Source organism: Streptomyces sp. NPDC024555 (assembly GCF_055559335.1).
In genome coordinates this window covers 392101-416969 of sequence record NZ_JBVHKV010000001.1, presented here as the reverse complement: position 1 = coordinate 416969, position 24869 = coordinate 392101, and the positions used below count along the sequence as shown (strand labels likewise).

Here is a 24869-nt window from a genome sequence, read left to right as displayed (position 1 = left end):
AGGACACATTCCCGCCCATGACCACAACAACAACGACAACAACAACGACGGCACCCCCCACCACCCCCTGGCTGCGCCGCTTCCACCCGGCCGAACGCGCCCCGGTACGCCTGTTCTGCCTCCCGCACGCGGGCGGCGCCGCCAGCTACTACTTCCCCGTCTCGCGCGCCCTGTCGCCCGCCGCCGACGTGGTGGCCGTCCAGTACCCGGGCCGCCAGGACCGCCGCACCGAACCCTGCGTGGACGACGTGCGCCGGCTCGCCGACCTCGTCACGGCCGAGATGCTTCCCTGGTGCGACCGCCCGGTGGCCCTCTTCGGCCACAGCCTCGGCGCCACGCTCGGCTTCGAGGTGGCCCTGCGCCTGGAGGCCGCCGGCACGGTCCCCGTGACCCTGTTCGCCTCCGGCCGCCGCGCCCCGTCCCGCCCGCGCGAGAACGAGCGCGTCCACCAGGCCCCCGACGCCCAGCTCCTCCAGACCATCCGCCGCATGAGCGGCACCGACCCGGCGGTCCTGGCCGACGAGGAACTCCTGCGCTCGATCCTCCCGGCGATCCGCGCCGACTACCGCGCCGCCGAAACGTACCGCTACCGCCCCGGCCCGCCCCTGACCTGCCCGATCGACGTACTCAACGGCACCGAGGACCCCGAGGTCACCGAGGACGAGGCGGCGGCCTGGACGACCCACACCACGGCGGCCACGACCTTCCACTCCTACGAGGGAGGCCACTTCTACCTGAACGACCACGCCCCGGCGGTCATCGCCCACATCCGCGCGCGCCTGGCGGAACAGGCGTAACGAGGGGTGTGAGGAGGGGGCGGGGCCGAGGCCCCGCCCCCTCCTCACACCCCTGTCAGTCCAACCCGTCCCATCCCCCCATTCCGGACCACTGCTCGTCGCCCCCATCGCGCTCCGCGCCCCACCCGGAGTCCTCCTGACCGGCGTCACGCACCACGCCGATCCGCAGACATCCGTCGACGCCGAACATGTCGATCAGCTGGGAGAGATGCGCACGGGCCGCACTGCGTCCGACCTCCTCGCTCCCCCTCACCGCCGAGCCTCCAGGGCCGCCCACACGACCTTGCCCCACCGTCGCTCGCACACACCCCAGTCCACGGTCAGGGCGGCGACAACCCGTAACCCTCGTCCGCCGGCTTCGTCCGTATCCGCCCGGCGGAGCACCGGCCGGAGCCGTGACCGGTCGGAGACGGCAAGGCGTACGGTGCGCTCGGCGGTGCGCTCGACCACGACACGGATCGAGCCGCGCCGGGCATGCCGGACCGCGTTGGTGACCAGCTCGGTGACGATCAGCGCACCGTCCCCAGCCAGTTCCTCCAGATCCCAGCAGGCAAGGGCGGTGCGCGTGAGGCGCCGCGCGGCGGCGGGACTCTCCGGGAGGCGCGGCAGGGTCTCGCTGTAGCCGGGATGCCCGGTGGGGCGGACCCTGGTGGCGGATGGTGGCATGGCTGTCCGTTCTCCCGGATCGGGTGGCCCCCAGACACCGGTCGAACGGCAGCCGCGGGCGTTGTGCCCTCATGCAAGCGCCAGACCCAGCACGCCGACAGGGGTGCAACGTCCCACTTTCACCACGTTAGGGAGTGACCCCCAGGAACTCGGCCAACGGGCGCAGTCCCGGCGGATGGTTGGGGAGCGCCCAGAGGTCGCGGACGATCGCCACGGCAAGGGTGTGGTGCCGCATCCACGTCGGGGCCACGCGACGCAGGGACTCCAGGGTCTTCACCGCGCCGGCCGCGTCCCCGATGTCCGTATGGGCCCGTGCCACGTCGAGCAGCAGCCAGGTGCGCCACGACGGGGGTGTGTCCTTGCTCAGCCGCATCCCCTTGGCCAGGGCGAGGGCGTCCCGGGGACGCCCGTACTGCACGGCCAGCCGCACGCGCTCGATACGCACCGACGAGGGGCTGAAGACGCTGGTCATGCGGGTGTCACCGCCTTCGGGCAGCTTCGCGACGCGGGCCGCCTCCTTCTCGGCCGTCTCCATCATCGAGGCCGCCCGTTCGTAGTCCCCGCTCCGCGCGGCGGACGTGGCGGCGCTCATGGTCAGCCCGCCCCACACCTTCAGGCCGTCGGCCGTGTCCGTGCGCCCCTCGCCGGCCATGCGCTCGGCGGCCCGGAGGGCGACGCGCAGTGCGTCCTCCAAACGCCCCTGACGCTGGTACGTCCACGCCATGGAGTTGGCGAGCATCGACACCAGCAGCGGGTCCGAGCACCGCCCGGCGGCCTCCACCGCCCGCTCCAGGGCGACGAGCGCGAGGTCCGTCTTCCCCATCCGCACGGCCACGTGTCCGGCGAGCTGAAGCACCTTGCCCAGGAGCACGGCTCCGTCCGCCCGGAGCCCGTCGTCGCCCGCCAGCGCCACCGCCCGCGCGTCCGCGATCAGATCCGGCAACGTCTCCATCACCGCGTCGAACTCGGCCCCGTGGTACCGCGACCAGCCCTCCGCGATCTCTTCCCGCAGTCCTTCCAAGGAGAACTCCGGCCCCGGCGGTCCGGGCTCCGGCCCCCACAACGCCGGCATGACCGCCCGCCGCACCGCCACGAATCGCGGCCCGTCGCTCTCCCCCGTGGACGCCACACCGGGCGGATCCCCCAGCAGGGTCGTCAGCTCCACTCCGAGCCCCTCGGCCAGCGCGTGCAGGGTGGGCAGCCGCGCCGACTGCTTCCGCCCCTGTTCCAACTGCCGGATCACATCCACGGACACCGCGGACCGCTCCGCCAACTCCTCCTGCGTCAGCGAAGCCAACCGCCGCAGCCGCCGCAGGGCCCGCCCCAGATCTTCAGTCGCCACCCGGCCCACGGTACGCGCGCGGGGAACCGCGCCAACCGGACTCCGAACGCGGTTCCCGCCTCCTCTCCCGTACGCCCCGTCGACAATTCCCGGTCGCGGCTGTCAACTGACCTCTGTCGTCAGGAGTTCTCACCGTGGAGGAACCATGCTGAAGGGCAGAACCGCCGTCGTCACCGGAGGATCCCGCGGCATCGGCCGGGCCATCGTCGAGCGCCTGTGCCGGGACGGCGCGGACGTGGTCTTCAACTACGCCGCCAACGAGGAGGCCGCGGCGGACGTCGTCCGCGCGGTCCGGGCCGACGGCGGCAGGGCCCGAGCCGTACGCACGGACCTCTCCGCACCGGACGGCGCGGAGGAGCTGATGCGGACCGCCGACGAACATCTGGGCGGCCTGGACATCCTCGTCAACAACGCGGCGATGCCGTTCACCCCCACCCCCCTCGCGGAGACCGACGTGGAGGTCTTCGACCGCGTCATGGCCGGCAACACCCGAGCAGCCTTCCTCACCCTGCGCTACGCGGCCCGCCACATGCGCGACGGCGGCCGGATCGTGAACATCTCCACGCTGAACACCCTCCGCGCCGCCCCCGGCATCACCCCCTACGCGGCCAGCAAGGGCGCCCTCGAACAGCTCACCGCCGTCGCCGCCCGCGAGCTGGGCCCCCGCGGCATCACCGTCAACACGGTCTCCCCCGGCGCGACGGACACCGACCTCCTGCGCGGCACCAACCCCCCGGAAGCCCTCCAGGCCGTGGTCGGCATGACACCCCTGGGCCGGCTCGGCGAGCCCGCGGACGTGGCCGACGCCGTCGCGTTCCTCGTGAGCCGGGACGGCCGCTGGATCACCGGCCAGAACCTGCGGGCGACCGGCGGGCTGACCTGAGCACGCCCGTACTCACCGGGCGATCTCCCACACATGGCCTGCCGGATCCACGAAGCTCGCCGTCCGTATCCCCCAGGGCCGGTCCATCGGACCGTTCAACAACGTCACCCCCCGCGCGGCCAGCACCTCGCACATCGCGTCCACATCCTCCACGGGCAACGTCAACTGCAACCGGGACCCGGCCTCCGGACCAGCCACCCGCGCCGGCCCGATCAGCTCGTGCGCCGCGTCGGACCGCAACAGGTTGATGATCGTGTTCCCGAAGTCGAACACCGCCGAATTCTCGTTCTCGTAGGTCACCGGCATACCGAACACCTCACGGTAGAACCGCTTCGTCGCGTCCAGGTCCTCCGCGAACAGGGTGATGGCACTGATCTTTCCGGGCCACGCGTTCTCGCTCGTCGTCTGAGTCACGCTCATCAACGATCTACGAGCGACCGCCCCCTGTACAGAGGCTGCCCGGCTGGCCTCCCGACGGTCAGCGCCCACCCCGCCGCCCCAACAGACGGGACTGCTCGCCCTTCAGGTGAGTGAACCCCTGGCGCGCGTACCCCGCGATCTCCTCACTGGGAAACGGAACCACCGACAGGTGCTGACCGAAGTCGCCCCGTTCCCAGCGACCAACCGTGATCTCGTACCCCGACACATGAGCACACAGGTCCAGCAGAATGGGCGGCATCACCGTCTCCCGCAACAGATCCGCATGCCCGATCACGAGATCACGCATGGCACGGATATTGGGCAGAAAGACCGCGGTCACCCACAGCCGCCACTCGGCCAACTCCTCCTCGGTGGGAGGTATCTCATGATCGAACGGCGATCTGCCGCCAGGACGGGCATGGCGCTCCGTGAACGCCCGGAAGCTGCGACTGTTCACCTCGGTGAGCGCGAACAGCGGCCCATAGAAGTCGCTGAGCTGACGATTCACCCGCGCAAGACGCTCCTGCCGCTGCGACAGGCGAACGCTGTTCAGGTAGGTGGCGATGTAGCCCGCAAGGGCAAGCCCGATGGTGACAACCAGAGCGATCATGCAGCGCGATGCTAACCAGGAGGCGCCGCCGTGTCAGCGAGACAACTGATCACTCGGGCTGCTCCGATCTTGTGTGCCTCTCACCTTCCCGATACAACCGTGCGGAGGGGGCGATTTCTGGTGCTGGGCTTGCTGGGGGATCTGTTGGGCGGGCTGGTCGGCGGGCTGCTGGGAAGACGGGGAGGGGATCGCATACTCCAGAGACGGGCCGAGCGGCTGGCCCAGGACGGGCAGGTCGACTGTGGCCTCCGCGTCCTGCAAGGCCGTCATCCCCGGGTGCCACCCGGGATGTGGATGCACAGCACCGCTCGGCTGTCACCGGGACTCATCATCATGGGTGGAATCGTCGTCCGCATCACGGAGCTCGACGCCACGGTGCCAAGACGGCCCAAGGGCAGGGAAACCTGGTCGCTGAGTCCCCACACAGCCATCGTGTGCGTGGCCGCCTCGACCGGAGCAGTCCTTGAATGGGCCGTGCCGGCCGACCAATTGCCGTGGGCCCTGGAGCAGGTGCACGCGGCCGCCTGAGCGCAGACGAAGCGCCACTCAACACCTGCAGATCGAACGACCAGGCCGCTGAGTGTTGTCAAGCGCTGTCTCCCCCGATCGTGACAGGATATTCAGCATGCCTGCTCGTGCACTGAGCTTCGGCGCAACCGCAGAAGCCTACGAAAGGTTCCGGCCGGGGTATCCCAAGGAGCTCTTCGACCTGGTGATGACATACGCGGGCCGGCCCCTCCGGACGGCCCTGGAGATCGGTGCGGGGACAGGCAAAGCAACCCGGCTGTTCGCCGCGCGTGGGGTCACAGTCACGGCGACAGAGCCCGACGCTGCCATGCTCGCCGAGCTGAACAAGACCGCGCCCACGAACGTAACGACCATGCAAGCCGCATTCGAGGACCTGCGGCCACGTGAAACCTATGCGTTGGTCTATGCGGCGGCAGCCTTGCACTGGACACGCCCGGAGGGCCGGTGGCCAAAGGTGTCCGCACTCCTGGAACCAGAGGGCGTGTTCGGCTCATTCGGTGGCCAGGTTCAGCTGGCTGACCCAGCTGTTGCGGAGTCCGTGCGTGCGGCGAGGGCGCCTTTCCTGGAAAGCGACGAGGTTCCGTCTCCCGACGGGACTGCTCCTGATGAGGAAATGCAGTGGCCGGGCACGGAGCTGCAGCGGTCCCCGTTGTTCCTCGACGTTCGGCAGGCGGTCGTGAGAAGGCGCTTGACGATGAGCGCTCCTGAATACGTCGGCTACCTGTCGACTGTTTCGGCGTATCTCCAACTGCCGCAATCGAAGCGACAGCAGGCGCTTGATGCGATCACGTGTGTCCTGCCCGAAACAGTCGAGATCGCCGCCGACGTCATGGTTCATCTCGCGCGTCGGCGACCCGAGTAGACGACCACGTACGCCGTCTTCTCACGCCCCGCATCCATCCTGGTCGCCCGAGAATGAGGCTCTTGTCCGAGCACCACCGCTCAAGATCCGGGCCGGCGACCCGGTCCGGTCAAGCCGCTGATCTGGCGGGGCGGCACCTCCCGGAGTCGGGCCTCGAACGCCACCGCGACCGGTTCCCGCCGGAAGGGCTCCAGCTGCTCGTACTCCCGCAGATGGCCGGCGACTCGTTGTGAACTGAAGGCGACCGCCGGAGCGGGGGCGTCCATAGTCGTGCGGCGTACCTCGTCGAGTCCGGGGCGCCGCAGCTGGGTGCGGGCGACCCAGAAGGCGTCTCCCCCCGGCTTCACCCACACCACGTCGGCCTAGCCGCCGCACACGCAAGCGACCCCTACAACGCAAGAGGCCCGGACTCTCGTCCGGGCCTCTCATCTATGTGCACTCGGCAGGATTCGAACCTGCAACCTTCTGATCCGTAGTCAGATGCTCTATCCGTTAAGCTACGAGTGCTCGTGCTTCTTGGGCTTTTCTGCCCCGTCGGCGTTGCGAGAACAACATTACATGACCTGCGCCGGGACGCGAAATCCATTACCCACACCCCGCCTGAGCTGGGCAGACACCGGGTGCACCCACCCGGGCGCACCGGGGTGGCCAGGGAATGGCCGAAGCCCCGGGCCGGGTGGGCTCGGGGCTTCGGTGGTGGGGCGGAGGCGGAGGGATTTGAACCCTCGATGGGCTTTAAGACCCAAACCGCATTAGCAGTGCGGCGCCATAGACCGGACTAGGCGACGCCTCCAGCACACCCACGCGAGCGCGGGTGGTGCGTGCAGATGATGACACAGCTGAGTGTTGCGTCACCAATCGACGCCTACGGTACTAGGCAGTCGGCCGCGAGGGCAAAGCGCCTGGGGTGCGCAACGCCGGGGCGGGCGGAGCGTTAGGAGGAGGGGGGCGTCCGCCCTCGCTGTTCCGTGCCGCCGGGGAGCCGGTGGCACGCTCGATCACAGGAGCCCGCAATGATGCGTCGTCTCGCTCTCACCGCCGTCGTGTCGCTGGCCGCGCTGTCGGCCGCCGCGCCCGGGGCGGTGGCTGCGGCAGGGCCGCTGCCGTTGCCGCTGGGGCTGCCCGTTCTGCAGGGGGACGACGGGGGCACGCGGTTGACGGTCGTCGTGTCGGGGTCGGGGGACCCGGCGGCCGACGGCAAGTACGAGCTGGAGTGCGAGCCGGCCGGGGGCAGCCATCCGGCGGCGCGGCAGGCGTGCGAGCGGCTGGGGCAGCTGGCGGAGGAGGGCGGGGACCCGTTCGCGCCGGTGCCGAGGGGGGCGATGTGCACGCAGCAGTACGGCGGATCCGCCACCGCGCGGGTCACCGGTACGTGGCGGGGGCGACGCGTCGACTCCGCGTTCGACCGGACGAACGGGTGCGAGATGGGGCGCTGGAACAACCTGAGGCCGGTGCTGCCGAACGTACGCTGACCTGCGACGGAACCCGTTCCGGGGCGGCCGGGAGGGGGCGGCGGGGGCCGGGTCGTACACCGTGCGCACAGAACCTTGGTGAGAGCTCCCCCTCATCCGCCGCCTCTTGCGCCTCCCCTGCCTTTAGACTCCTCCAGTGACAGTGTGCGGCCCGAGGGGCAAGATGGGGCCCGCTGTCCGCAAGGTGCAGTAATCAGGGAGGAAGCGTCGTCGTGAGCAGCAGGCCATCCCGAGGCGCTGCTCGCCTCGCAGCCATACTCGATGCTCTTCCGGACGGGCTCCTGCTCGTCAACTGCAACGGAACGGTCGTCAACGCCAACACCATCGCCCTGGAGATGTTCGAGACTCCGGGCACCGCCCTCGTCGGGCGCGGCCTGCTCGATCTGCTGCCGGAGTTCGACTCCAAGCTGATCCCCGGGTCGATGCGGCGGCCCGACGCGGCGGACGAGCGGGGCCGTACGAAGCCCACGCGGATGACGGCGCGGCGGACCGACGGCAACGAGTACCCGGTCGAGGTGACGAGCGCCAGCCTGGAGGACGGGCAGGCGGCGTACAACGACGTCCAGGGCGCCCAGGGCCCGTACGGCGGCAGCTACACCGGCGACGAGCTGCTGATGCTCGTCGTGCGCGACCTCTCCGGCACCGTCGACACCGAGGCCGAGCTGGCCCGCTCGCAGCGGCAGACCGAGATGATCCTGCGGGCCGCGGCCGAGGGCGTCGTCGGTACGGACACGGACGGCCGGGTCGTCCTGGTCAACCCCGCCGCCGCGCAGATCCTCGGCTTCCGCGCCAGCGACCTCGGCGGCCAGGAGCTGCACCCGCTGATCCTGCACTCGCGGGCGGAGGGCGAGCCGTTCCCGTACGAGGAGTCGCCGCTCGCCGACACGCTCCGGTCCGGGCGCAAGCACCGGGTGCGCGGGCAGGTCCTGTGGTCCAAGAGCGGCACGCAGGTGCCCGTCGACCTCACCACCGCGCCGGTGCGCGACGGTGACCAGCTGGTCGGCGCCGTCATGACGTTCACCGACCGGCGGCCCTACGAAGAACTTGACGCGCGTCACACGGCCGAGGTCGCCGAGCTGACCGCCGGCCACACCGCCGAGATCGCCGGGCTCACGGAGGCGCACACCGCCGAGGTGGCCTCCCTGACGGAGGCGCACGCCACCGAACTCGCCGACCGCACCGAGCGCCACTCCGCCGAGCGCGAGGAGCTGACCGAGCGGCTGACGGAGCTGTCCGCCCGCCACACCCAGCTCACCGCCGTGCTCGGCGAATCGCTGCGCGGCCCGCTGGAGGAGCTGCGCGGCGAGCTGTCCACGCTCGCCGCCGACCCGGCCGGCCAGCTGTGGCCCGAGGCCAACCAGATACTGCACCACCTCGCCGCCGGCTACGCCCGGATGACGACCCTCATCGACAACGTCCTCGGCTACCAGCGGCTGGACAGCGGCGCCGAGACCCTCGTCAAGACGAACGTGCTGCTCGACGGCATCGTGACCGCCGGTATCGACGCCGCCGTCGAGCTGATCGGGCCCGGCCGGGCCCAGTTCGCCGTGCACGCGCCGCCGATCGAGGCGGAGGTCGATCCGGCCCGGCTGGTGACCGCGCTCGCGCACCTGGTCGCGGATGTCGCCGGGGTCGACTCGACCGGCAAGACCCGGCTCGTCCCGGGCGGCGGATACGTGGACATGACCGTCGTCGTCGCGGCCGCGCAGCGCGGTGACGTCGTCCGCATCGAGGTGCGCGGCCCGTTCCCGGGCGGCGACCCCGTGCACGTCCCGATCGTGAGCGGGATCGTGCGGGCGCACGGCGGTGTGCTCCAGACGCACGAGATGCCGGGGATGAGCGGCAGCGCGTACGTCCTCGAAGTGCCGCTCGGCGCGGGTACGGGCACCGTCCCGCCGCCCGCTCCCGCCGAGCAGCCCGTGGTTCCGCAGGCTCCCGAGTCCGAGGCGCACTCCGGCGTGCCCGGGGACGCCCCGGCGCCCGAGCCGGGGCGGGGGCGCCGCCGCGCGCTCCGGTCCTCGACGGACGCGTTCCTGGAGAGCCCCATGGGCGGTTCCGACGGTACGGGCGAGCCGGGGGCGGCCGAACCCACCGGGCGCCGGCGCGCGCGCCGTGCGGCGGCCGCCGGGGACGAGAGCGGGGGCGTGCCGGCGACCGGCACCGGTGCGGCGGCCACCGTCGGTCCCGAGGGCGGTGTTCCCTCCGACACGGGGCCGCAGAACCTCCCGGCACCGCACGGACTCGTCCCGGCCCAGCAGGGCCAGGGCTCCGGGCGCCGGCGCGGGCGGCCCAGCCCGGCGGAGACCGGTGAGCAGAACGTGGCCGGGGCCCAGGGCCAGGCCCTCGCCCTGCCCGCCGCCCCGCCCTCTTCGTCCTCCGCCTCCGCCTCCTCCGAGGACACCGGGGCCGGCCCGGCCCCCCAGGCCGACGGCACCGGACGCCCGCAGCTCGGCCCCGCGGCCCCGCCGCACGGCGTGCCGGGGCAGAACGTGCCTCCGCACGGCCTGCCCGGTGAACACGCGCCCGCGCACGGCGTCCCCGGCCGGCCCACGCCCCCGCAGCCCATGCCCGGCCGGAACGTCCCGGCCCAGCACTCCCCGGCCCAGCACGCTCCGGCCCAGCTCTCCCCGTCCCAGAGCGGCGTCTCCCAGAGCGCCCCCTCCCAGGACGCCTCCGACCACGGCGTGCCCGACCTCGGTCAGGGCGTCCCGGCCCACGCGGTGCCCGAGCTGGGGCCGGTGGTGCCGCAGCAGGGCGCACCCGCCGAGGCTCCGGTGCCGGTCTCCGCCGGTATGCACCGGAATGCCGAGAGCCGGCTCGCGCTGCCCGCCGCCTCGCACGCGTCCACGGGACCGCAGCCCACGGGACCGCAGACCTCAGGACCTCAGCCCGTCGGGCCGCAGGCCACGGGACCTCAGCTCGTGGGACCGCAGGGCCTTGCCGGCCCCCAGGGGCCCACCGGCGCACCCGGCCGGCCGCCGCACGCTCCGGCGCCCTCCCAGGCGCCCCGGCAGGACGGGGCCGCCCCGGCTCACGCCCCGGCGCCCGCGGACGCCGCCGCTCCGGGGAACGCGGCGCACGCGCCCCACACACCGGCGTCCCCGTCCGGTTCCGCTCCCCAGCCGACCGGCCGGCGTGCCCGGCGGGCGCTCGCGGCGGCCCAGGACCGGGCCGCGCAGGCGGAGGCGGGGCCTCGGGTTCCGTTCGCGCTGCCGCCGGCCGACGCGGACCGGACGCCGGACGCGCCCGAGGCGGCCGATTCGCCGCCCGGCCGCCATGACGCGGTGACCGGTGCGCCGGACCTGGACCACACCCCGCCGCAGGCCCATCCGCTCCCGACCGGGCGCCGTCGTGCGCGTCCGGCCGACGCGCCCCACCAGGACGCCCCGTTCGCGCTGCCCGTGCCGGGCCGGCCGGACGACTCCTTCGACGCCTCCTCCGACGAATCGTTCGAGGACCCCTCCGACGCCTCGTTCGACGCTTCGTTCGACGAGGCCGCGCAGCCGCTCCCGGCCACCGGGTCCGGCGGCTGGGACGCGGACGAGCCCGGGGACGGGCCGGTGCCGCCCGTGGCCGGACCGACCACGCACACCACCGGGACGACACCCACGGGCGTCCCCGCCGAGACCGCGGAGACAGCCGAGACCGCAGAGGCCGCCGGTCCCGACGCCCCCCGGGTGCGCCGGCTCGCCCCCGGGCCGGACGCGCGGCGGCAGCCGCTGCCCGCCGAGGCCCCGATGCCCGGGTCCGACTCGACGCAGGGACGGGCGTTCAGCGTGCGCACCCTGGGCCAGGGCGTCCCGTTCGCCCAGCACCTCGCGCACCAGCAGAACCAGACGCTCGGTGGCGGCAGCGCCGGAGGTGCCGGCCGGCGCCGCAAGCTCGCCGCGCCGCCCGAGGACGACCGGGTCGCGCTGCCCCCGGCGGCCGCTCCCGCCCCGCCGTCCCCGCCCGCACCGTCCGCCCCGCAGCCGGCCGGCCCCGCAGCCGCCGGTGGCACGGTCCACGGACCCGGTTCGGGCCAGCTGATCGCCGCATCCTCGCCCGAGGGGCGCGCGTACGCGATCGGCGCGCCCGACGAGGACGCCGCCGAGGGCCCCGAGCCGCTGGACGGCCCCGGTGGCGCCGTCGAGGTCGCCAACCGGCCGCTGCCGCAGCCCGTGGACGACGAGCTGCCCCCGGAGCCGCTGGACAACCCGCGCCGGCTGCTCGTCTGGCCCGCGCCGGACGTCTCCACCCAGCAGGCGCTGAGCGACCGCGGCTACCGTCCGGTGATCGTCCACTCCCGCGAGGAGGTGGACGCGCAGATCGCCGCGTTCCCCGCCGCGCTCTTCGTCGACCCGCTGACCGGCCCCATCACCCGCAAGGCGCTCCAGTCGCTGCGCCAGGCCGCGGTGGCCGCCGAGGTGCCCGTCCTGGTGACGGCCGGTCTCGGACAGGCCTCGCGGGACGCGGCGTACGGCGCCGACCCCGCCGTCCTGCTCAAGGCCCTCGCCCCGCGCGACAGCGAGCAGCACCCGCCCCGGGTGCTGCTGATCGAGGAGCACGAGGACATCGCGTTCGCCCTGACGCAGACCCTGGAACGCCGGGGCATGCAGGTCGCCTGCGCGGCCACGGACAGCGAGGCCGTCTCGCTCGCCACCCGGATGCGGCCGAACCTGGTGGTGATGGACCTGATGCAGGTGCGCCGCCGCCGGGCCGGGATCGTCGACTGGCTGCGCGCCAACGGCCGGCTCAACCGCACCCCGCTGGTCGTCTACACCTCGGCCGACATGAACCACGCCGAACTGGCCGGGCTCGGCTCCGGCGAGTCCGTCCTCTTCCTCGCGGAGCGCTCCACGAGCGACGAGGTGCAGTCCCGCATCGTCGACCTGCTCGCGAAGATCGGCACGAACTGACGGGCACGAACTGACGGGCACGGGCGGCCCGGGGCCGAAGGCCCGCACGCACGCACGAGGGCGGTACGGGAACTCCCGTACCGCCCTCGTCGTCTGCGTATCCGACCGGATCAGAGCTGGGTGATGTCCAGCTCGCCCGCCGCGTACTGCTTGCGGATCACCTTCTTGTCGAACTTGCCGACGCTCGTCTTGGGGACGGACGGGATGACGGACCAGCGCTCGGGGAGCTGCCACTTCGCGATGCCGGACTCGGCGAGGAACGCCTTCAACGCCTCGTAGTCGGCACTCGCGCCGTCCTTGAGCACGACGGTGGCCAGCGGGCGCTCGCCCCACTTCTCGTCCGGGACGGCGACGACGGCGGCCTCGGCCACGTCCGGGTGGGCCATCAGGGCGTTCTCCAGTTCGACGCTGGAGATCCATTCGCCGCCGGACTTGATGACGTCCTTGGCCCGGTCGGTCAGGGTGAGGAAGCCGTCCTCGCTGATGACGCCGACGTCACCGGTCTTCAGCCAGCCGTCCTCGCTGAACTTGTCCTCGGGCCGCAGCGCCTCGCCGTCCGCCCCGCCGTAGTAGGCGCCGGCGATCCAGGGACCGCGCACCTCCAGCTCACCGGCCGACTCGTTGTCCCACGGCAGGTGCTCGCCGCCCGGACCGACCAGCCGCGCCTCGACACCGGCCGGGAAGCGGCCCTGCGTGATGCGGTACGGCCACTCCTCCTCCGCGCTCAGACCGGCCGGCGGGTTGGCCATCGTGCCCAGCGGGGACGTCTCCGTCATGCCCCAGGCGTGGCAGAGGCGGACGCCCAGCCGGTCGTACGCCTCCATGAGGGAGGGCGGGCAGGCGGCGCCGCCGATGGTGACGTTGGCCATCGAGGTGAGGTCGCGGGGGCGGGCGGTGACCTCGGCGAGCAGCCCCTGCCAGATCGTCGGGACGGCCGCGGCGTGGGTCGGGCGCTCGCGCTCGATCATGTCGGCGAGCGGGGCGGGCTGGAGGAAACGGTCCGGCATGAGCATGTTGACGCCGGACATGAACGTGGCGTGCGGCAGGCCCCAGGCGTTCACGTGGAACTGCGGGACGACGACCAGGGTCGTGTCCTTGTCCGTGAGGCCCATCGACTCGCTCATGTTGACCTGCATGGAGTGCAGGTAGACGGAGCGGTGGGAGTAGACGACGCCCTTGGGGTCCCCGGTGGTGCCGGAGGTGTAGCACATGGCCGCGGCCTGGCGCTCGTCCAGCTCGGGCCAGTCGAAGACGGCCGGCCGGCCGGCGATCAGCTCCTCGTACTCGTGCACCCGCACCGGGGCGCCCTCCAGCACGGAACGGTCGCCGGGGCCCGTCACGACCAGGTGCTCCAGCGAGGTCAGCTGGGGGAGCAGCGGCGCGACCAGCGGCAGCAGGGAGCCGTTGACGATGACGGCCTTGTCGTCGGCGTGGTTGACCACCCAGACGAGCTGCTCGGCCGGGAGCCGGAGGTTCAGGGTGTGGAGCACGGCGCCCATGGACGGGATGGCGAGGTACGCCTCCACGTGCTCCGCGTTGTTCCACATGAGGGTGGCGACCCGCTGGTCGCCGTCGATGCCCAGCTCGTCGCGCAGGGCGTGGGCGAGCTGCGTGGCGCGCCGGCCGATCTCGGCGAAGCTGCGGCGCTGCGGCTCGGACTCGCCGGTCCAGGTCGTGACCTGCGACTTCCCGTGAATCGTCATCCCGTGCGTCAGGATGCGGGTGACAGTCAGCGGTACGTCCTGCATGGTGCTGAGCACGGCGTCCTCCCGGTGGGCGCTACGCGGCAGTAGGGTTCCGCTGATTCTGCGCACATACCACGCGGTATGTCACTACTCCCGGGCCTACGAATCGGTCTCGGCCGACGAATTCACCACGCGCGGACACCTGGGCGACCCGGCTCCGGCACACACGGTGACCAGCGACGACGTGATCACCGACGCCGGACCCCCGGTCGTCCGCCCCCGTCCGGGAGCCCGCCCGCGCCCGCTCAGCCGATCAGGCCACGCGCACCCGCGGGCCGCCGGGCAGCACCTCTCAGCGGACCGGGGTCAGTTCCGGATCCTGCCGCAGCTTGCCCAGCGCCCGGGAGACCGCGCTCTTGACCGTGCCGATGGAGACCCCGAGCACCTCGGCGGTCTGCGCCTCGCTCAGATCCTCGTAGTACCGCAGGACGACCATGGCCCGCTGGCGGTCGGGCAGCTTCAGCACCGCCCGCCACATGGCGTCGTGGAGCGACTGCTGCTCGGCGGGGTCCGGGCCGGGCACGGACTCCTGCTCGGGCAGCTCGTCGCAGGCGAACTCGTCGACCTTCCGCTTGCGCCACTGCGAGGTCCGGGTGTTCAGCAGGGCCCGGCGGACGTAGCCGTCGAGCGCCCGGTGGTCCTCGATCCGCTCCCAGGCGACGTACGTCTTCGTCAGCGCGGTCTGCAGCAGGTCCTCGGCATCGCTGGGGTTGGCCGTCAGCGAGCGCGCGGCCCGCAGCAGCACCGGCCCGCGCGCCTTCACGAACGACGTGAACGACGGGTACGGCACGTACGAGGCATGGGAGGCCGCTGAGGTACGGGAGACGGCCGCGGACGTACGAGCGGCGGCCGGGGACGTACGGGAAGCGGCTGCGGACGTACGGGAAGCGGCCGGGGCACGGGAGGCCGCCGGGGTGCGCGGCACGGCGTACGACGCGCGGGACGCGCGTCCGGAGTGCGACGGCGCGCCCGGACCGGACGACGTGTCCGGGGCGGTGACGACGGCTCCCCTGGAGGCGCCCGTGCAGACTGGCGTGGTCATGGCTCCACGCTAGGAGCGGGCGCGGCCCGGGGGATCGGCCCCAGGTCCCGAAACCGCGTCCGCCTCAGGGTGTAGAGCCGGCTCCACGTCCACCTCCTGTAGGTGGAGGAGTCGTTCCCGGGTCCTCAGGGTCGGGCCCGGACCCCGCGCCGCCCGCCCGTTCACCCCGCGCGGCCCAGGACGAGACCCGAGGTCGGCACCCCCGTACCGGCTGTGACCAGGGACGTCGTGGCCCCGGCGATCTGGTTGACGGAGGTCCCGCGGATCTGCCGGACGGCCTCCGCGATGCCGTTCATCCCGTGCAGATACGCCTCTCCGAGCTGCCCCCCGTGCGTGTTCAGCGGCACCGCGCCTTCGACCACGAAGTCCGCCGCCTCCCCGGGCCCGCAGAAGCCGAACTCCTCCAGCTGCATGAGGACGAACGGGGTGAAATGGTCGTAAAGGATCGCCACGTCGACATCGGCGGGCGCCAGCCCCGAGGTCCGCCACAGTTGCCGGGCGACGACGCCCATCTCCGGCAGCCCGGTCAGACCGTCCCGGTAGAAGCTCGTCATCTGCTCCTGGGCCCGCCCCGCCCCCTGCGCCGCCGCGACGATTAGGGCGGGCGGCTGCCGCAGGTCCCGGGCCCGCTCGGCGCTGGTGACGACGATCGCCTGACCGCCGTCGGTCTCCTGGCAGCAGTCCAGCAGCCGCAGCGGCTCGACGATCCAGCGGGAGGCGGCGTGGTCGGCGAGGGTGATCGGCTTCCCGTGGAAGTACGCCGCCGGGTTGGTCGCCGCGTACCGCCGGTCGGTGACCGCGACATGGCCGAAGGCCTCCGGCGTCAGCCCGTACGTGTGCAGATAGCGCTGGGCCGCCATCGCCACCCAGGAGGCGGGCGTGAGCAGTCCGAAGGGCAGGTTCCAGCCGAGGGCCGTCCCCTCGGCCGTGGGCTCACGGTGCTGCACCCCGGAGCCGAAGCGGCGCCCGGAGCGCTCGTTGAACGCGCGGTAGCAGACCACCACGTCGGCCACCCCGCAGGCGACGGCGAGGGCCGCCTGCTGGACCGTGGCGCAGGCCGCGCCGCCGCCGTAGTGGACGCGCGAGAAGAACGACAGCTCACCGATGCCGGCCGCCTGCGCGACGGTGATCTCGGGGCTGGTGTCCATCGTGAAGGTGACCAGCCCGTCGACGTCGGCGGGGGCGAGTCCCGCGTCGTCGAGCGCCGCGTGCACCGCCTCGACGGCCAGTTTGAGTTCGCTGCGCCCGGAGTCCTTGGAGAACTCCGTCGCTCCGATCCCGACGACGGCCGCCCGGCCGCCCAGCGAGTCCGCCCTGCGCACGCTCATACGGATCCCTCCGGGGCGGCCACGCTCACCGTCACCGTTCCGGTGACGTGCCGGCCGAGCCCGTTGACGCCGACGACCGCCACCCGGGCGGTCGTCCCGGTGCCGTCCACCTCGGTCACGGTGCCGCTGAGCACCATGGTGTCGCCCGGGTAGTTGGGGGCGCCCAGCCGGATGGCAATCGTGCGGAGGACCGCCGAGGCGCCGAAGTGGCCGGTGACGTACCGGCCGACCAGTCCGTTCGTCGTCAGGATGTTCATGAAGATGTCCGGGGAGCCCTTCTCCCGGGCCAGTTCCGCGTCGTGGTGCACGTCCTGGTAGTCGCGGGAGGCGAGCGCGCCCGCCACGATCAGGGTGCGCGTCACCTCGATCTCCAGCGGGGCGAGTACGTCACCGGCCTTCACTCCGGTCCCTCCTTCACCAGCAGTTCGCCGAGTTCCTGAAGCACTTCGCTGCCGCAGCCCAGATGGGCGTCGAGCTGGCGTCCCCAGAGGAAGTGCCGGTGCACGGGGTGGTCGAGGTCGGCGCCCGTACCGCCGTGCAGATGCTGGCCCGCGTGGACGACCCGCTTCCCCGCCTCGGAGGCCCACCACGCGGCGGTCAGCGCCTGCGCCGCGTACGGCAGCCCCTCGTCGTGGCGCCAGGCCGCCTCGTACGCCGTGACGCGGATCGCCTCGGTGTCCATGTACGCGTCGGCCGCCCGGAGCAGGACCGCCTGCCGGTGGTCGAGGGGGCGCCCGAACTGCTGCCGGCCGGCGGTATGCGCGATCGCACGCGCCAGCGATCCGGCGCACACCCCCGCCTGAAGCCCCGCGAACGCCGTACGGGCGACGGCCAGGACGTCTTCGTACGCCCCCGGCCCTCCCGTCGGCCCGGCGCACGCCCCCGATCCGCCGGTCCCCTCCCCGCACGCCCCCGGCCCGCCGGTGCCTTCCTCGGACGCCCCCGGTCCGCCGGTCTCCTGCCCGGACACCCCCGGCCCGCCGGGTTTCTCCTTGTACGCCCCCGGTCCGCCCAGCCGTTCCGCGGGCGCTCCGGACAGCACGAGCCGGCCGGCCGACCAGGGCGCGGTGGTTTCGACGGGCTCGGTCAGCACGCCGGGATCCGCCGTCGTGACGTACCACAACGACCGATCCGCGTCGGCGACCAGGACGTGCGTGGCGTCCCGCAGCCAGGGCACCACGGCGACGGTGCCGCTCAGCCGGCCGCCCCGCTCCGCCCGGACGGTGCCCCGGCCGGGGAACGCGCCCGCCGCCACCGCCGTACCGTCGCGGAACGGCGGCAGCAGCCGGGCGCGCTGCTCGTCCGTACCGTGCCGGGCGACGGCGAGCAGCCCGTACACCGCGCTCGACGCCAGGGGCACCTGAGCGGTGGTCCGGCCCTGCTCCTCCAGCAGCAGCACCAGGCCGAGGAGCCCGGTCTCCTCGACGGCGGCGGGCAGTCCGGCCGCGCAGAGCTCCTTCCACAGCCCGGCGTCCGTGCCGGTGCCGGCCGCGACGAGCCGGTCGTGCGTCGACAGGTCGCCGAGGATCCGGGCCGCGAGCCCCTGCGCCTCGGCCTGTTCCTCGCTCGGTGTGAAGTCCATGTCAGCCCTCGCTCCCCCGGAAGACCGGCAGCACCAGCTCGGGGTCCGTACGCAGGAACTCCAGCCGTACCGCCATCCCCACCCGCACCTTGTCGAACGGCACCCCCACCACATTGCTCACGATCCGGACGCCCTCGGCCAGTTCGATCAGCGCCACGGCGTACGGTCCGCCCGCACCGTTCTCGCTGAACGCGGGAAAGGGCGGATGGTGCATGACGACATGGCTGAAGACGGTCCCCTCGCCCGAGGCCTCGACCGTGTCCCAGTCCGCCCCGCCGCAGGCGTTGCACCCCGGAAGCCAGGGGAAACGCAGGGTCTCGCAGGCCGTGCAGCGCTGGATCAGCAGCCGGTGGGCGGCGACGCCCTCCCAGAAACCGGCGTTGTCCCGGTTGATCACGGGGCGCGAGCGCTGCGGGACCGCCTTCGGGGCGGGCTTGGAACGAGGTCCGGGGTTCCGTTTCGCCGGGCGGTACTTGAGGATGCGGAAGCGGTGCGTCCCGGCGAGTTCGCCCCCGGCCCGGACGTCCATGCGCGTGGTGACGAAGTACCCCGTGCCGAGCTTGGTCGTCTTGCGCTCCGACACCGACTCGATCACCGCGTCGAAGGTGATCGCGTCGCCGGGCCGCAGCGGACGCAGATACTCCTGCTCGCAGTCGGTCGCGACCACCGAGGTGCAGCCAGCGCCGTCGAGCAGCCCGAAGAGTTCGTCGTACGCGCCGCTGCGGTCCGTGTGCCCCGAGAGCCCGCCCATCGTCCACGCCTGGAGCATGGCGGGCGGGGCGACGGCGTCCGGCCCCGTGTACGCGGGGTGCGTGTCCCCCATCGCCTCGCACCAGTGCCGGATCATCGGCTCGTTGACCGGGTCCTTGCCGACCCCGGCCTCGGCCGCGGGCCGCCCTTCGTACGCCTTGAGCCGTACGTACAGCTCGTCCGTCTCCCCGGGCCCGCCCCCACCGGCCGGGGGCAGCCCCCGCGCACCGTCCGTCACCGCTTTCCGCCCTTCATCCCGAGCCGCATCGTGGCGACGAGTTCGCGCTGCACCTCGCTGACGCCGCCACCGAAGGTGTTGATCTGCGCCGCCCTGTTCATCCGCTCCAGCTCCCCGTCCCCGAAGACACCGGGCGAACCGGCCCGGACCAGACCGGCGTCGCCGGTGATCTCCTGGCACATCCGGTAGACCTCGACGGCGCTCTCGGTCCCGGCGAACTTCACGCCGCTCGCGTCGCCCGGGGCCAGCGCGCCCGCGCCCACGGCGCCCACGAGCCGCCAGTTGAGCAGCCGGGTCGCCGCGAGCCGGGCGTGCGCCTCGGCCAGCCGGGAACGCACCCACGGTTCGTCGGCGGGGCGGCGACCGGTCGCCGGATCGGGGGTGCGGGCGAAGGCGAGGGCCGCGGCGTAGACGTCCTCGGCCTGCATGCCGATGGCGGCGAGGGCGACGCGCTCGTGGTTCAGCTGGTTGGTGATCAGCCCCCAGCCGCCGTTCTCGGCCCCGACCAGCGCGGTGGCCGGGACGCGGACGCCGTCGTAGTACGTGGCGGTGGTGGTGAGCCCGCCCACGGTCTCGATCGGGGTCCAGGAGAACCCGGGCGCGTCGGTCGGGACGAGCAGGATCGAGATGCCGCGGTGCTTGGGGGCCTCGGGATCGGTGCGGCAGGCGAGCCAGATCCAGTCCGCGTTCTGCGCGTTGCTGGTGAAGATCTTCTGCCCGTCGATGGTCCAGGAGTCTCCGTCGCGTACGGCCCTGGTACGCAGCGCGGCGAGGTCGGTACCGGCCTCCGGTTCGCTGTAGCCGATGGCGAAGACCGTCTCGCCGGTGAGGATGCGCGGCAGAAAGTACGCCTTCTGCTCCTCGGTGCCGTACTTCATCAGCGTGGGGCCGACGGTGTTGAGCGTGACCATGGAGACGGGGGCACCGGCCCGGTAGGCCTCGTCGAAGAACACGAACTGCTCGTCCGCGCCCCGGCCCTGGCCGCCGTACTCGACGGGCCAGCCCAGCCCCAGCATCCCGTCCGCACCGATCCTGCGCAGCAGCCGCCGCTGGGCCTCGGGATCCCGCTCGGGCGCCGCGCGGCCGGGGCCTGGAGCGGGGACCGGGGCCGGGCCCGAGGCTCCACCTCCGGTCTCGCCGCCGGGGGCCGTACCGTCGCCGGGCGGCGCGTCTCGGCGGCCCGGCATCACCTCGCGGAAGTACGCGCGGAGTTCGGCGCGAAGCGCCTGCTGGCGTTCGGTCGGGGCCAGGTGCACGTCGACTGCCTCCCGGGAACGGACACGAGAATCACGGTTTCTGACTGTCCGTCAGATTCTCGTCGACGTCAAGGCGGAGTACGTACGAACCGCGGGCCGGCCCCTCCGGACACGGATCCGCGCACCGCCGCCGAAGCAGCGATGCGCGGACCCTGTTCCCCCGACCGCGGTCCGGCCCCCCGACCGGGCCGCGTCAGGCGGCGGCTCACCAGAGAGGCGTGAAGTTCACCGTCACACTGTGGTCGGACTGATCGATCCAGGTGAACGCGGAGCCGTTCACCTGCGCGGAGCTGCTCGTGTTCGACGCGCCCAGTCCGATGGCCTGCTGCTGCGAGGTGGACGTGTTCCCGAAGTTGTCGCCGCTGCTGCCGATCGTGGCCACCCCCGCGTCGGATCCGTCGTTCGCGATCGCGCCGGTGTCGGCCTGGGCCACACCGCCGAGCAGCACGGCGGCCAGCGGCAGCGCGGCCACGGCGGCGAGGACGCGAACGGTACGGATGCTTGCCATGTTTTCCTCCAGAGACCGGAAGTAAGGCTGGCCCCGGGCCAGTTGGCCGACCGCCCGGGTGATGTCGCGACGTCGCGACAACAGTGCTGCCCAAGGCCGTACCGACGAACCACGCGCCTTCCCCGATTCCCCCGCAAGCGTGAGGAGGAGCCGCCAAACCCTCAGAGGTCACAAGCTCCCGGACCACCGAACCCCCCGCCCGGACCCCGTGCACCGCAGGCGAAGAAGCGTTACGCCACCCCCACACCCCCACCCCGTGAAGGCCCCCGGACCCTCCCCCCTCTTCCCATACTCGAACGCACGTACGAAAATGAATCCATGGCCACCTTCGACCGGCGAACCGCCACCCTGGCCCTGGCCCACGCGCTCTCCGCCGCCGAGCACGGGCTCCCCGTCATCCCGCTGTCCGCGAACAAGCTCCCCGCCCTGCGCTCCCCGCACCGCGACCGGCCCGGCCCGAGCCCCTGCCGCGGCGCCTGCGGACGCCCCGGACACGGCGTCCACGACGCGACCACCGACCCCGCCGCGGTCCGCGCCCTGTTCGCCGCCGCCCCCTGGGCCACGGGCTACGGCATCGCCTGCGGACGGGCACCGCACCACCTCATCGGCATCGACCTCGACATCGACGCCACCGGCCGGCACGACTCCGCGGCGGCCCTGCGCCACCTCGCCCTGGAGCACCTGTTCACCCTGCCCCCGACCGTCACGGTGCTCACCCCCAGCGGCGGCCGGCACCTCTGGCTCTCCGGCCCGCCCGACGTGACGGTGCCCAACTCGGCCGGGCGGCTGGCCCCCGGCATCGACGTCCGCGGCTCCGGCGGCTATCTCGTCGGCCCCGGCTCCACGACCGCCCACGGCACCTACCGCCTGGTGCCCGGCACCGGCACACTCCCGCCGGCCTCCTGCCCCCGCGCCCTCCTCCACCTCCTCACGCCCCCGCCCCGCCCCCGCGGCGGCACGGCGCACCACCCCGACCAGGGCCAGGGCCTCATCCGCTTCGTCCTCGCCGCCCACCGCGGCCAGCGCAACACCCGCCTCTTCTGGGCCGCCTGCCGCGCCTACGAACACGGCTTCGGCGACACCCTCGCCGACGCCCTCACCCGCGCCGCCGTCCGCACCGGCCTCCCCGAACCCGAGGCCCGCGCCACCATCGCCTCCGCCGCCCGCCTCACCACCCCCCGCTGCGCACCCCCGGCCTGACGGACCGCCGCCCACGCACGAGCGGCCCCCGACCGATACACCCGGTCAAGGGCCGCTCCGGGGCGGGTCCGACCGGAATCGAACCGGCGTCCTCACGGTTGTGGAGACCGCGCGCGACGACCTCTGCGCTACGGTTCCGCCCGTCCGCCATCGTAGAGAACACCGCTGCCGCACCCCCTGGCACCGGACGGACCCGGCACCGCCACGTCGACGCGTCAGGCCGCCGGGCAGAGCGTCTTGCGGAGCCCGTGGTTGAGGTGCTTGCCGTCGTCGTCGGTCAACTTCACCCCGTCGTACGAGAACCGCTGCGCGGCGCTGTGATCGGCGTCCTTCCCACCCCCGTCGAGAGTCGAACACTGGTTGCGGGCCGCGTCGATGGCCTTGTCCTCATCACGGACGAGGCCGCCGTGGACGTCCCGGACCACCGCGAGCACCGCGTCCCGGGCAGCCCCGCTCGGCTCGGGCGGAAGGCCGGACCCCTCGGCGGCCGACGCCCCTGGCTCGGCGCCCCCGGCACCGTCCGCCGCGGCGCTCGGCGACGCGGGAGCCGAGCTCCTCACGGTGCCGGCAGCACCGTTGGCACCGGCCTCGCCGTCACCCTCCCCGTCGCTGCCGCAGCCGACAGCGGTGAAGGCGAGCACCGCAACGACGGCTGCGGTGGTGATTCGGATACGCATGGTCCCCCCTGGAGCAATGTAGGTAGGGACATGGTTCGGCACAGAGACCGCACGAACACCGCCGTGACAGATCCATGACACACCACGAACACACCTGAAGCACACCACCACCCGCCACCCCGCCCCGAGCCCCGGACACGCCGAGAGCCCCCGACCGCCGGAACAGGTCGGGGGCTCTCAGCCGCTGCGGTGGGTGTGGGATTTGAACCCACGGTGACATCGCTGCCACGACGGTTTTCAAGACCGTTCCCTTAGGCCGCTCGGGCAACCCACCCATGCCCCGCGTGCCCGTCTGCCCGGCGCGGAACGGGCTACAGCCTACCGGCTGCGGCCCGGCCGCACGGTTGCTGCCCGGGGGTCGGGGGAGCGGAGGGGACGGGAGGGGTCAGCTGTCGCCCTTGCGTTCGCCGAGGGTGACCTGGGCGGTGTGGGTCTTGCCGTCGCGCTTGTAGGTGAGGGTGACGGTGTCTCCGGGCTTGTGGGTCCAGATCTCGCCGATGAGGGTGGGGCCGCTGTCGACGACGGTGTCGTTGAACTTGGTGATGACGTCGCCGGCGCGCAGACCGGCCCTGGCGGCGGGGCCGTCCTTGGTGACGGCGTCCGTGCCGCCGGTGCCCTGGTCGGAGATGACGGCTCCGCCGGACTTCTCCTGCATCGTGACCGTGGCACCGATGACCGGGTAGACGGGCTGGCCGGTCTTGATGAGCTGCTCGGCGACGTTCTTCGCCTGGTTGATGGGGATGGCGAAGCCGAGGCCGATGGAGCCGGCCTGGCTCTGGCCGGTGCTGCCGGTGGACTGGATCGCGGAGTTGATGCCGATGACGGCGCCGCCGGCGCTCAGGAGGGGGCCGCCGGAGTTGCCCGGGTTGATGGAGGCGTCGGTCTGGAGGGCGCTCATGTACGAGTTGCTGCCGCCGGAGCCGTCGCCGGAGGCGACCGGGCGGTTCTTGGCGCTGATGATGCCCGTGGTGACGGTGTTGGAGAGACCGAACGGGGCGCCGATCGCGATCGTCGAGTCGCCGACGGCCACCTGGTCCGAGTTGCCCAGCGGGAGCGGGGTCAGGGCCTGCGGCGGGTTCTTGAGCTTGAGGACGGCGACGTCGTAGCCCTGGGCCCGGCCGACCACCTCGGCGTCGTACTTCTTGCCGTTGGAGAACGTCGCCGTGAGCTGACCGCTGTCCGCCGCGGAGGCCACCACGTGGTTGTTCGTGAGGATGTGGCCCTCCTTGTCGTACACGAAGCCGGTGCCCGTGCCGCCCTCGCCGTCGCCGCCCTGGGCGTCGATCGTGACGACACTGGGCAGCGCCTTGGCGGCGACGCCCGCGACCGTGCCGGGGTCGCGCTTGAGGTCCTGCGGGGTGCCCGTGGCGGAGACCGTCGTCGAACCGGTGTCGTCGGAGCGGTTGTCCGCCGCCCAGAAGCCGAGCGCGCCGCCGATGCCGCCGGCGACGAGCGCCGCCACGACCACCGCGGCCACCAGGCCGCCCGCGCCCCGCTTGCGCGGCGCCTCCGCCGCATGCGGCTGACCGGGCGGTCCCCAGACGGGACCGCCGCCCTGCGCGGACTGGGCGTACGCCGGAACGGCCGGCGGGGGCGGCGGCCAGTTGGCGTCGGCCGCGGACTGCGGCGCGTGCGGCGCCGGGTAGGCGGGCATGCCGCCGTGGACCGGCGCGGTGGCCGGGTCCGCAAGGGGGGCCGCGGGCTGCCCGGGGGAGGGGTCGGGCCGCTCCGCGGAGTGAGGGGCCGTCGGGGCGTCCGACGGCGGGACGGGAGGCTGCTGCGCCGTCGGGGTCTCCGACGGCGTGGGCGCGGGCTGCTGCGCGGGCGGCGCGTCCGGCCGCGGGGAGGCGGCGGGCGCGTCGTCGGCGGCGGCCCGGGGAGCGTCGGCCGGCACGGGAGGTACGGACGGGGCGGCCTCGGCCGCGGTGCCCTCGTTGTCCTCGTTCTCTGTGCTCACAGCTCTTTACTCCTCGGTTCCACGTCATGATTCGGCAAGAGATCCGCTGTGTACGTGTCTGGGACCAGCTTTTCCCACAGCACGTCAGGCCACTGTAAGCAGGACCTG

Annotated in this window: 22 protein-coding genes and 3 tRNA genes; 7 read left to right on the top strand and 18 right to left on the bottom strand. The window is 73.0% G+C overall.

Annotation, left to right across the window (positions count from 1 at the left end; translation table 11 throughout):
- Window positions 1-17: 17 nt before the first annotated feature.
- Window positions 18-797, top strand: a complete 780-nt coding sequence (locus ACZ4FH_RS01865; RefSeq protein ID WP_467301599.1) for a thioesterase II family protein — start codon at window positions 18-20, stop codon at window positions 795-797.
- A 249-nt stretch (window positions 798-1046) separates the two neighbouring features.
- Here ACZ4FH_RS01865 and ACZ4FH_RS01860 read toward each other — a convergent pair whose 3' ends face one another.
- Window positions 1047-1463, bottom strand: a complete 417-nt coding sequence (locus ACZ4FH_RS01860) for an ATP-binding protein (protein ID WP_467301598.1) — start codon at window positions 1461-1463, stop codon at window positions 1047-1049.
- Between the two features lie 127 nt (window positions 1464-1590).
- The gene (locus ACZ4FH_RS01855) at window positions 1591-2805 is read right to left on the bottom strand and encodes a helix-turn-helix domain-containing protein (protein ID WP_467301597.1); all 1215 of its coding nucleotides are present in this window, start codon (window positions 2803-2805) and stop codon (window positions 1591-1593) included.
- Between the two features lie 145 nt (window positions 2806-2950).
- Between ACZ4FH_RS01855 and ACZ4FH_RS01850 the strand changes: the two genes are divergently transcribed.
- Window positions 2951-3688: an SDR family NAD(P)-dependent oxidoreductase gene (locus tag ACZ4FH_RS01850; RefSeq protein ID WP_467301596.1), complete on the top strand. Its 738-nt coding sequence runs from the start codon at window positions 2951-2953 to the stop codon at window positions 3686-3688.
- Between the two features lie 12 nt (window positions 3689-3700).
- On the opposite strand, the gene ACZ4FH_RS01845 is transcribed toward ACZ4FH_RS01850, so the two are convergent.
- On the bottom strand, window positions 3701-4102 hold the full coding sequence (locus tag ACZ4FH_RS01845; protein ID WP_467301595.1) for a VOC family protein: 402 nt from the start codon (window positions 4100-4102) through the stop codon (window positions 3701-3703).
- Between the two features lie 64 nt (window positions 4103-4166).
- Window positions 4167-4718, bottom strand: coding sequence for a hypothetical protein (locus ACZ4FH_RS01840; protein WP_467301594.1), 552 nt, complete (start codon window positions 4716-4718; stop codon window positions 4167-4169).
- A 120-nt stretch (window positions 4719-4838) separates the two neighbouring features.
- On the opposite strand from ACZ4FH_RS01840, the gene ACZ4FH_RS01835 reads away from it, so the two are divergent.
- Both ACZ4FH_RS01835 and ACZ4FH_RS01830 read left to right on the top strand, forming a co-directional pair.
- Entirely contained in the window at window positions 4839-5246 is a 408-nt protein-coding gene (locus tag ACZ4FH_RS01835; protein WP_467301593.1) for a hypothetical protein, read from the top strand.
- Between the two features lie 97 nt (window positions 5247-5343).
- Complete coding sequence (locus tag ACZ4FH_RS01830; protein ID WP_467301592.1) at window positions 5344-6108, top strand: class I SAM-dependent methyltransferase; 765 nt, start codon at window positions 5344-5346, stop codon at window positions 6106-6108.
- Window positions 6109-6188: 80 nt separating this feature from the next.
- Here ACZ4FH_RS01830 and ACZ4FH_RS01825 read toward each other — a convergent pair whose 3' ends face one another.
- From ACZ4FH_RS01825 to ACZ4FH_RS01815, 3 genes are all read right to left on the bottom strand, one after another.
- Window positions 6189-6455, bottom strand: coding sequence for a hypothetical protein (locus ACZ4FH_RS01825; RefSeq protein WP_467301591.1), 267 nt, complete (start codon window positions 6453-6455; stop codon window positions 6189-6191).
- 87 nt (window positions 6456-6542) lie between these two features.
- A tRNA-Arg gene (locus ACZ4FH_RS01820) sits at window positions 6543-6615 on the bottom strand.
- A 195-nt stretch (window positions 6616-6810) separates the two neighbouring features.
- Window positions 6811-6901 (bottom strand) — tRNA-Ser (locus ACZ4FH_RS01815).
- 220 nt (window positions 6902-7121) lie between these two features.
- Here ACZ4FH_RS01815 and ACZ4FH_RS01810 point away from each other — a divergent pair.
- Window positions 7122-7580: an SSI family serine proteinase inhibitor gene (locus tag ACZ4FH_RS01810; RefSeq protein ID WP_467301590.1), complete on the top strand. Its 459-nt coding sequence runs from the start codon at window positions 7122-7124 to the stop codon at window positions 7578-7580.
- Window positions 7581-7792: 212 nt separating this feature from the next.
- Window positions 7793-12478: a PAS domain-containing protein gene (locus tag ACZ4FH_RS01805; protein WP_467301589.1), complete on the top strand. Its 4686-nt coding sequence runs from the start codon at window positions 7793-7795 to the stop codon at window positions 12476-12478.
- A 110-nt stretch (window positions 12479-12588) separates the two neighbouring features.
- On the opposite strand, the gene ACZ4FH_RS01800 is transcribed toward ACZ4FH_RS01805, so the two are convergent.
- The 8 genes from ACZ4FH_RS01800 to ACZ4FH_RS01765 all read right to left on the bottom strand — a co-directional run bounded on the left by ACZ4FH_RS01800 (window position 12589) and on the right by ACZ4FH_RS01765 (window position 20927).
- Window positions 12589-14238 (bottom strand): long-chain fatty acid--CoA ligase, encoded by a 1650-nt coding sequence (locus ACZ4FH_RS01800; protein ID WP_467301588.1) that lies wholly within the window; start codon window positions 14236-14238, stop codon window positions 12589-12591.
- Window positions 14239-14515: 277 nt separating this feature from the next.
- Window positions 14516-15013 (bottom strand): SigE family RNA polymerase sigma factor, encoded by a 498-nt coding sequence (locus ACZ4FH_RS01795; protein ID WP_467301731.1) that lies wholly within the window; start codon window positions 15011-15013, stop codon window positions 14516-14518.
- Between the two features lie 413 nt (window positions 15014-15426).
- Window positions 15427-16593 (bottom strand): lipid-transfer protein, encoded by a 1167-nt coding sequence (locus tag ACZ4FH_RS01790; RefSeq protein WP_467301587.1) that lies wholly within the window; start codon window positions 16591-16593, stop codon window positions 15427-15429.
- Window positions 16590-16994: a MaoC/PaaZ C-terminal domain-containing protein gene (locus ACZ4FH_RS01785; RefSeq protein WP_467301586.1), complete on the bottom strand. Its 405-nt coding sequence runs from the start codon at window positions 16992-16994 to the stop codon at window positions 16590-16592. Before ACZ4FH_RS01785 ends, ACZ4FH_RS01790 begins: the two co-directional genes overlap by 4 nt.
- The gene (locus tag ACZ4FH_RS01780) at window positions 16991-18175 is read right to left on the bottom strand and encodes an acyl-CoA dehydrogenase family protein (RefSeq protein WP_467301585.1); all 1185 of its coding nucleotides are present in this window, start codon (window positions 18173-18175) and stop codon (window positions 16991-16993) included. Before ACZ4FH_RS01780 ends, ACZ4FH_RS01785 begins: the two co-directional genes overlap by 4 nt.
- A 1-nt stretch (window position 18176) precedes the next feature.
- Window positions 18177-19163: a bifunctional MaoC family dehydratase N-terminal/OB-fold nucleic acid binding domain-containing protein gene (locus ACZ4FH_RS01775; protein WP_467301584.1), complete on the bottom strand. Its 987-nt coding sequence runs from the start codon at window positions 19161-19163 to the stop codon at window positions 18177-18179.
- Window positions 19160-20419 (bottom strand): acyl-CoA dehydrogenase family protein, encoded by a 1260-nt coding sequence (locus ACZ4FH_RS01770; RefSeq protein WP_467301583.1) that lies wholly within the window; start codon window positions 20417-20419, stop codon window positions 19160-19162. The genes ACZ4FH_RS01775 and ACZ4FH_RS01770 overlap by 4 nt, the downstream gene beginning before the upstream one ends.
- 205 nt (window positions 20420-20624) lie before the next feature.
- A complete protein-coding gene (locus ACZ4FH_RS01765; RefSeq protein ID WP_467301582.1) occupies window positions 20625-20927 on the bottom strand; it encodes a hypothetical protein in 303 nt (100 codons plus the stop codon).
- A 318-nt stretch (window positions 20928-21245) separates the two neighbouring features.
- Here ACZ4FH_RS01765 and ACZ4FH_RS01760 point away from each other — a divergent pair, with 318 nt between their 5' ends.
- Window positions 21246-22127, top strand: a complete 882-nt coding sequence (locus ACZ4FH_RS01760) for a bifunctional DNA primase/polymerase (RefSeq protein WP_467301581.1) — start codon at window positions 21246-21248, stop codon at window positions 22125-22127.
- 215 nt (window positions 22128-22342) lie between these two features.
- Here ACZ4FH_RS01760 and ACZ4FH_RS01755 read toward each other — a convergent pair whose 3' ends face one another.
- The 3 genes from ACZ4FH_RS01755 to ACZ4FH_RS01745 all read right to left on the bottom strand — a co-directional run bounded on the left by ACZ4FH_RS01755 (window position 22343) and on the right by ACZ4FH_RS01745 (window position 24761).
- Window positions 22343-22804: a hypothetical protein gene (locus tag ACZ4FH_RS01755; RefSeq protein ID WP_467301580.1), complete on the bottom strand. Its 462-nt coding sequence runs from the start codon at window positions 22802-22804 to the stop codon at window positions 22343-22345.
- A 187-nt stretch (window positions 22805-22991) separates the two neighbouring features.
- A tRNA-Ser gene (locus ACZ4FH_RS01750) sits at window positions 22992-23078 on the bottom strand.
- Window positions 23079-23189: 111 nt separating this feature from the next.
- Window positions 23190-24761 carry a S1C family serine protease gene (locus tag ACZ4FH_RS01745; protein WP_467301579.1) on the bottom strand — a complete coding sequence of 524 codons (1572 nt, stop codon included), beginning with the start codon at window positions 24759-24761 and terminating at the stop codon, window positions 23190-23192.
- Window positions 24762-24869 lie beyond the last annotated feature (108 nt).

What these genes read in the sequence shown, in the direction of transcription:
- ACZ4FH_RS01760 (WP_467301581.1), top strand. Translation starts at nt 21,246, where the DNA reads ATGGCCACCTTCGACCGGCGAACCGCCACCCTGGCCCTGGCCCACGCG.
- ACZ4FH_RS01765 (WP_467301582.1), bottom strand. Translation starts at nt 20,927, where the DNA reads ATGGCAAGCATCCGTACCGTTCGCGTCCTCGCCGCCGTGGCCGCGCTG.
- ACZ4FH_RS01860 (WP_467301598.1), bottom strand. Translation starts at nt 1,463, where the DNA reads ATGCCACCATCCGCCACCAGGGTCCGCCCCACCGGGCATCCCGGCTAC.
- ACZ4FH_RS01810 (WP_467301590.1), top strand. Translation starts at nt 7,122, where the DNA reads ATGATGCGTCGTCTCGCTCTCACCGCCGTCGTGTCGCTGGCCGCGCTG.
- ACZ4FH_RS01790 (WP_467301587.1), bottom strand. Translation starts at nt 16,593, where the DNA reads ATGAGCGTGCGCAGGGCGGACTCGCTGGGCGGCCGGGCGGCCGTCGTC.
- ACZ4FH_RS01780 (WP_467301585.1), bottom strand. Translation starts at nt 18,175, where the DNA reads ATGGACTTCACACCGAGCGAGGAACAGGCCGAGGCGCAGGGGCTCGCG.
- ACZ4FH_RS01840 (WP_467301594.1), bottom strand. Translation starts at nt 4,718, where the DNA reads ATGATCGCTCTGGTTGTCACCATCGGGCTTGCCCTTGCGGGCTACATC.
- ACZ4FH_RS01830 (WP_467301592.1), top strand. Translation starts at nt 5,344, where the DNA reads ATGCCTGCTCGTGCACTGAGCTTCGGCGCAACCGCAGAAGCCTACGAA.
- ACZ4FH_RS01850 (WP_467301596.1), top strand. Translation starts at nt 2,951, where the DNA reads ATGCTGAAGGGCAGAACCGCCGTCGTCACCGGAGGATCCCGCGGCATC.
- ACZ4FH_RS01755 (WP_467301580.1), bottom strand. Translation starts at nt 22,804, where the DNA reads ATGCGTATCCGAATCACCACCGCAGCCGTCGTTGCGGTGCTCGCCTTC.
- ACZ4FH_RS01865 (WP_467301599.1), top strand. Translation starts at nt 18, where the DNA reads ATGACCACAACAACAACGACAACAACAACGACGGCACCCCCCACCACC.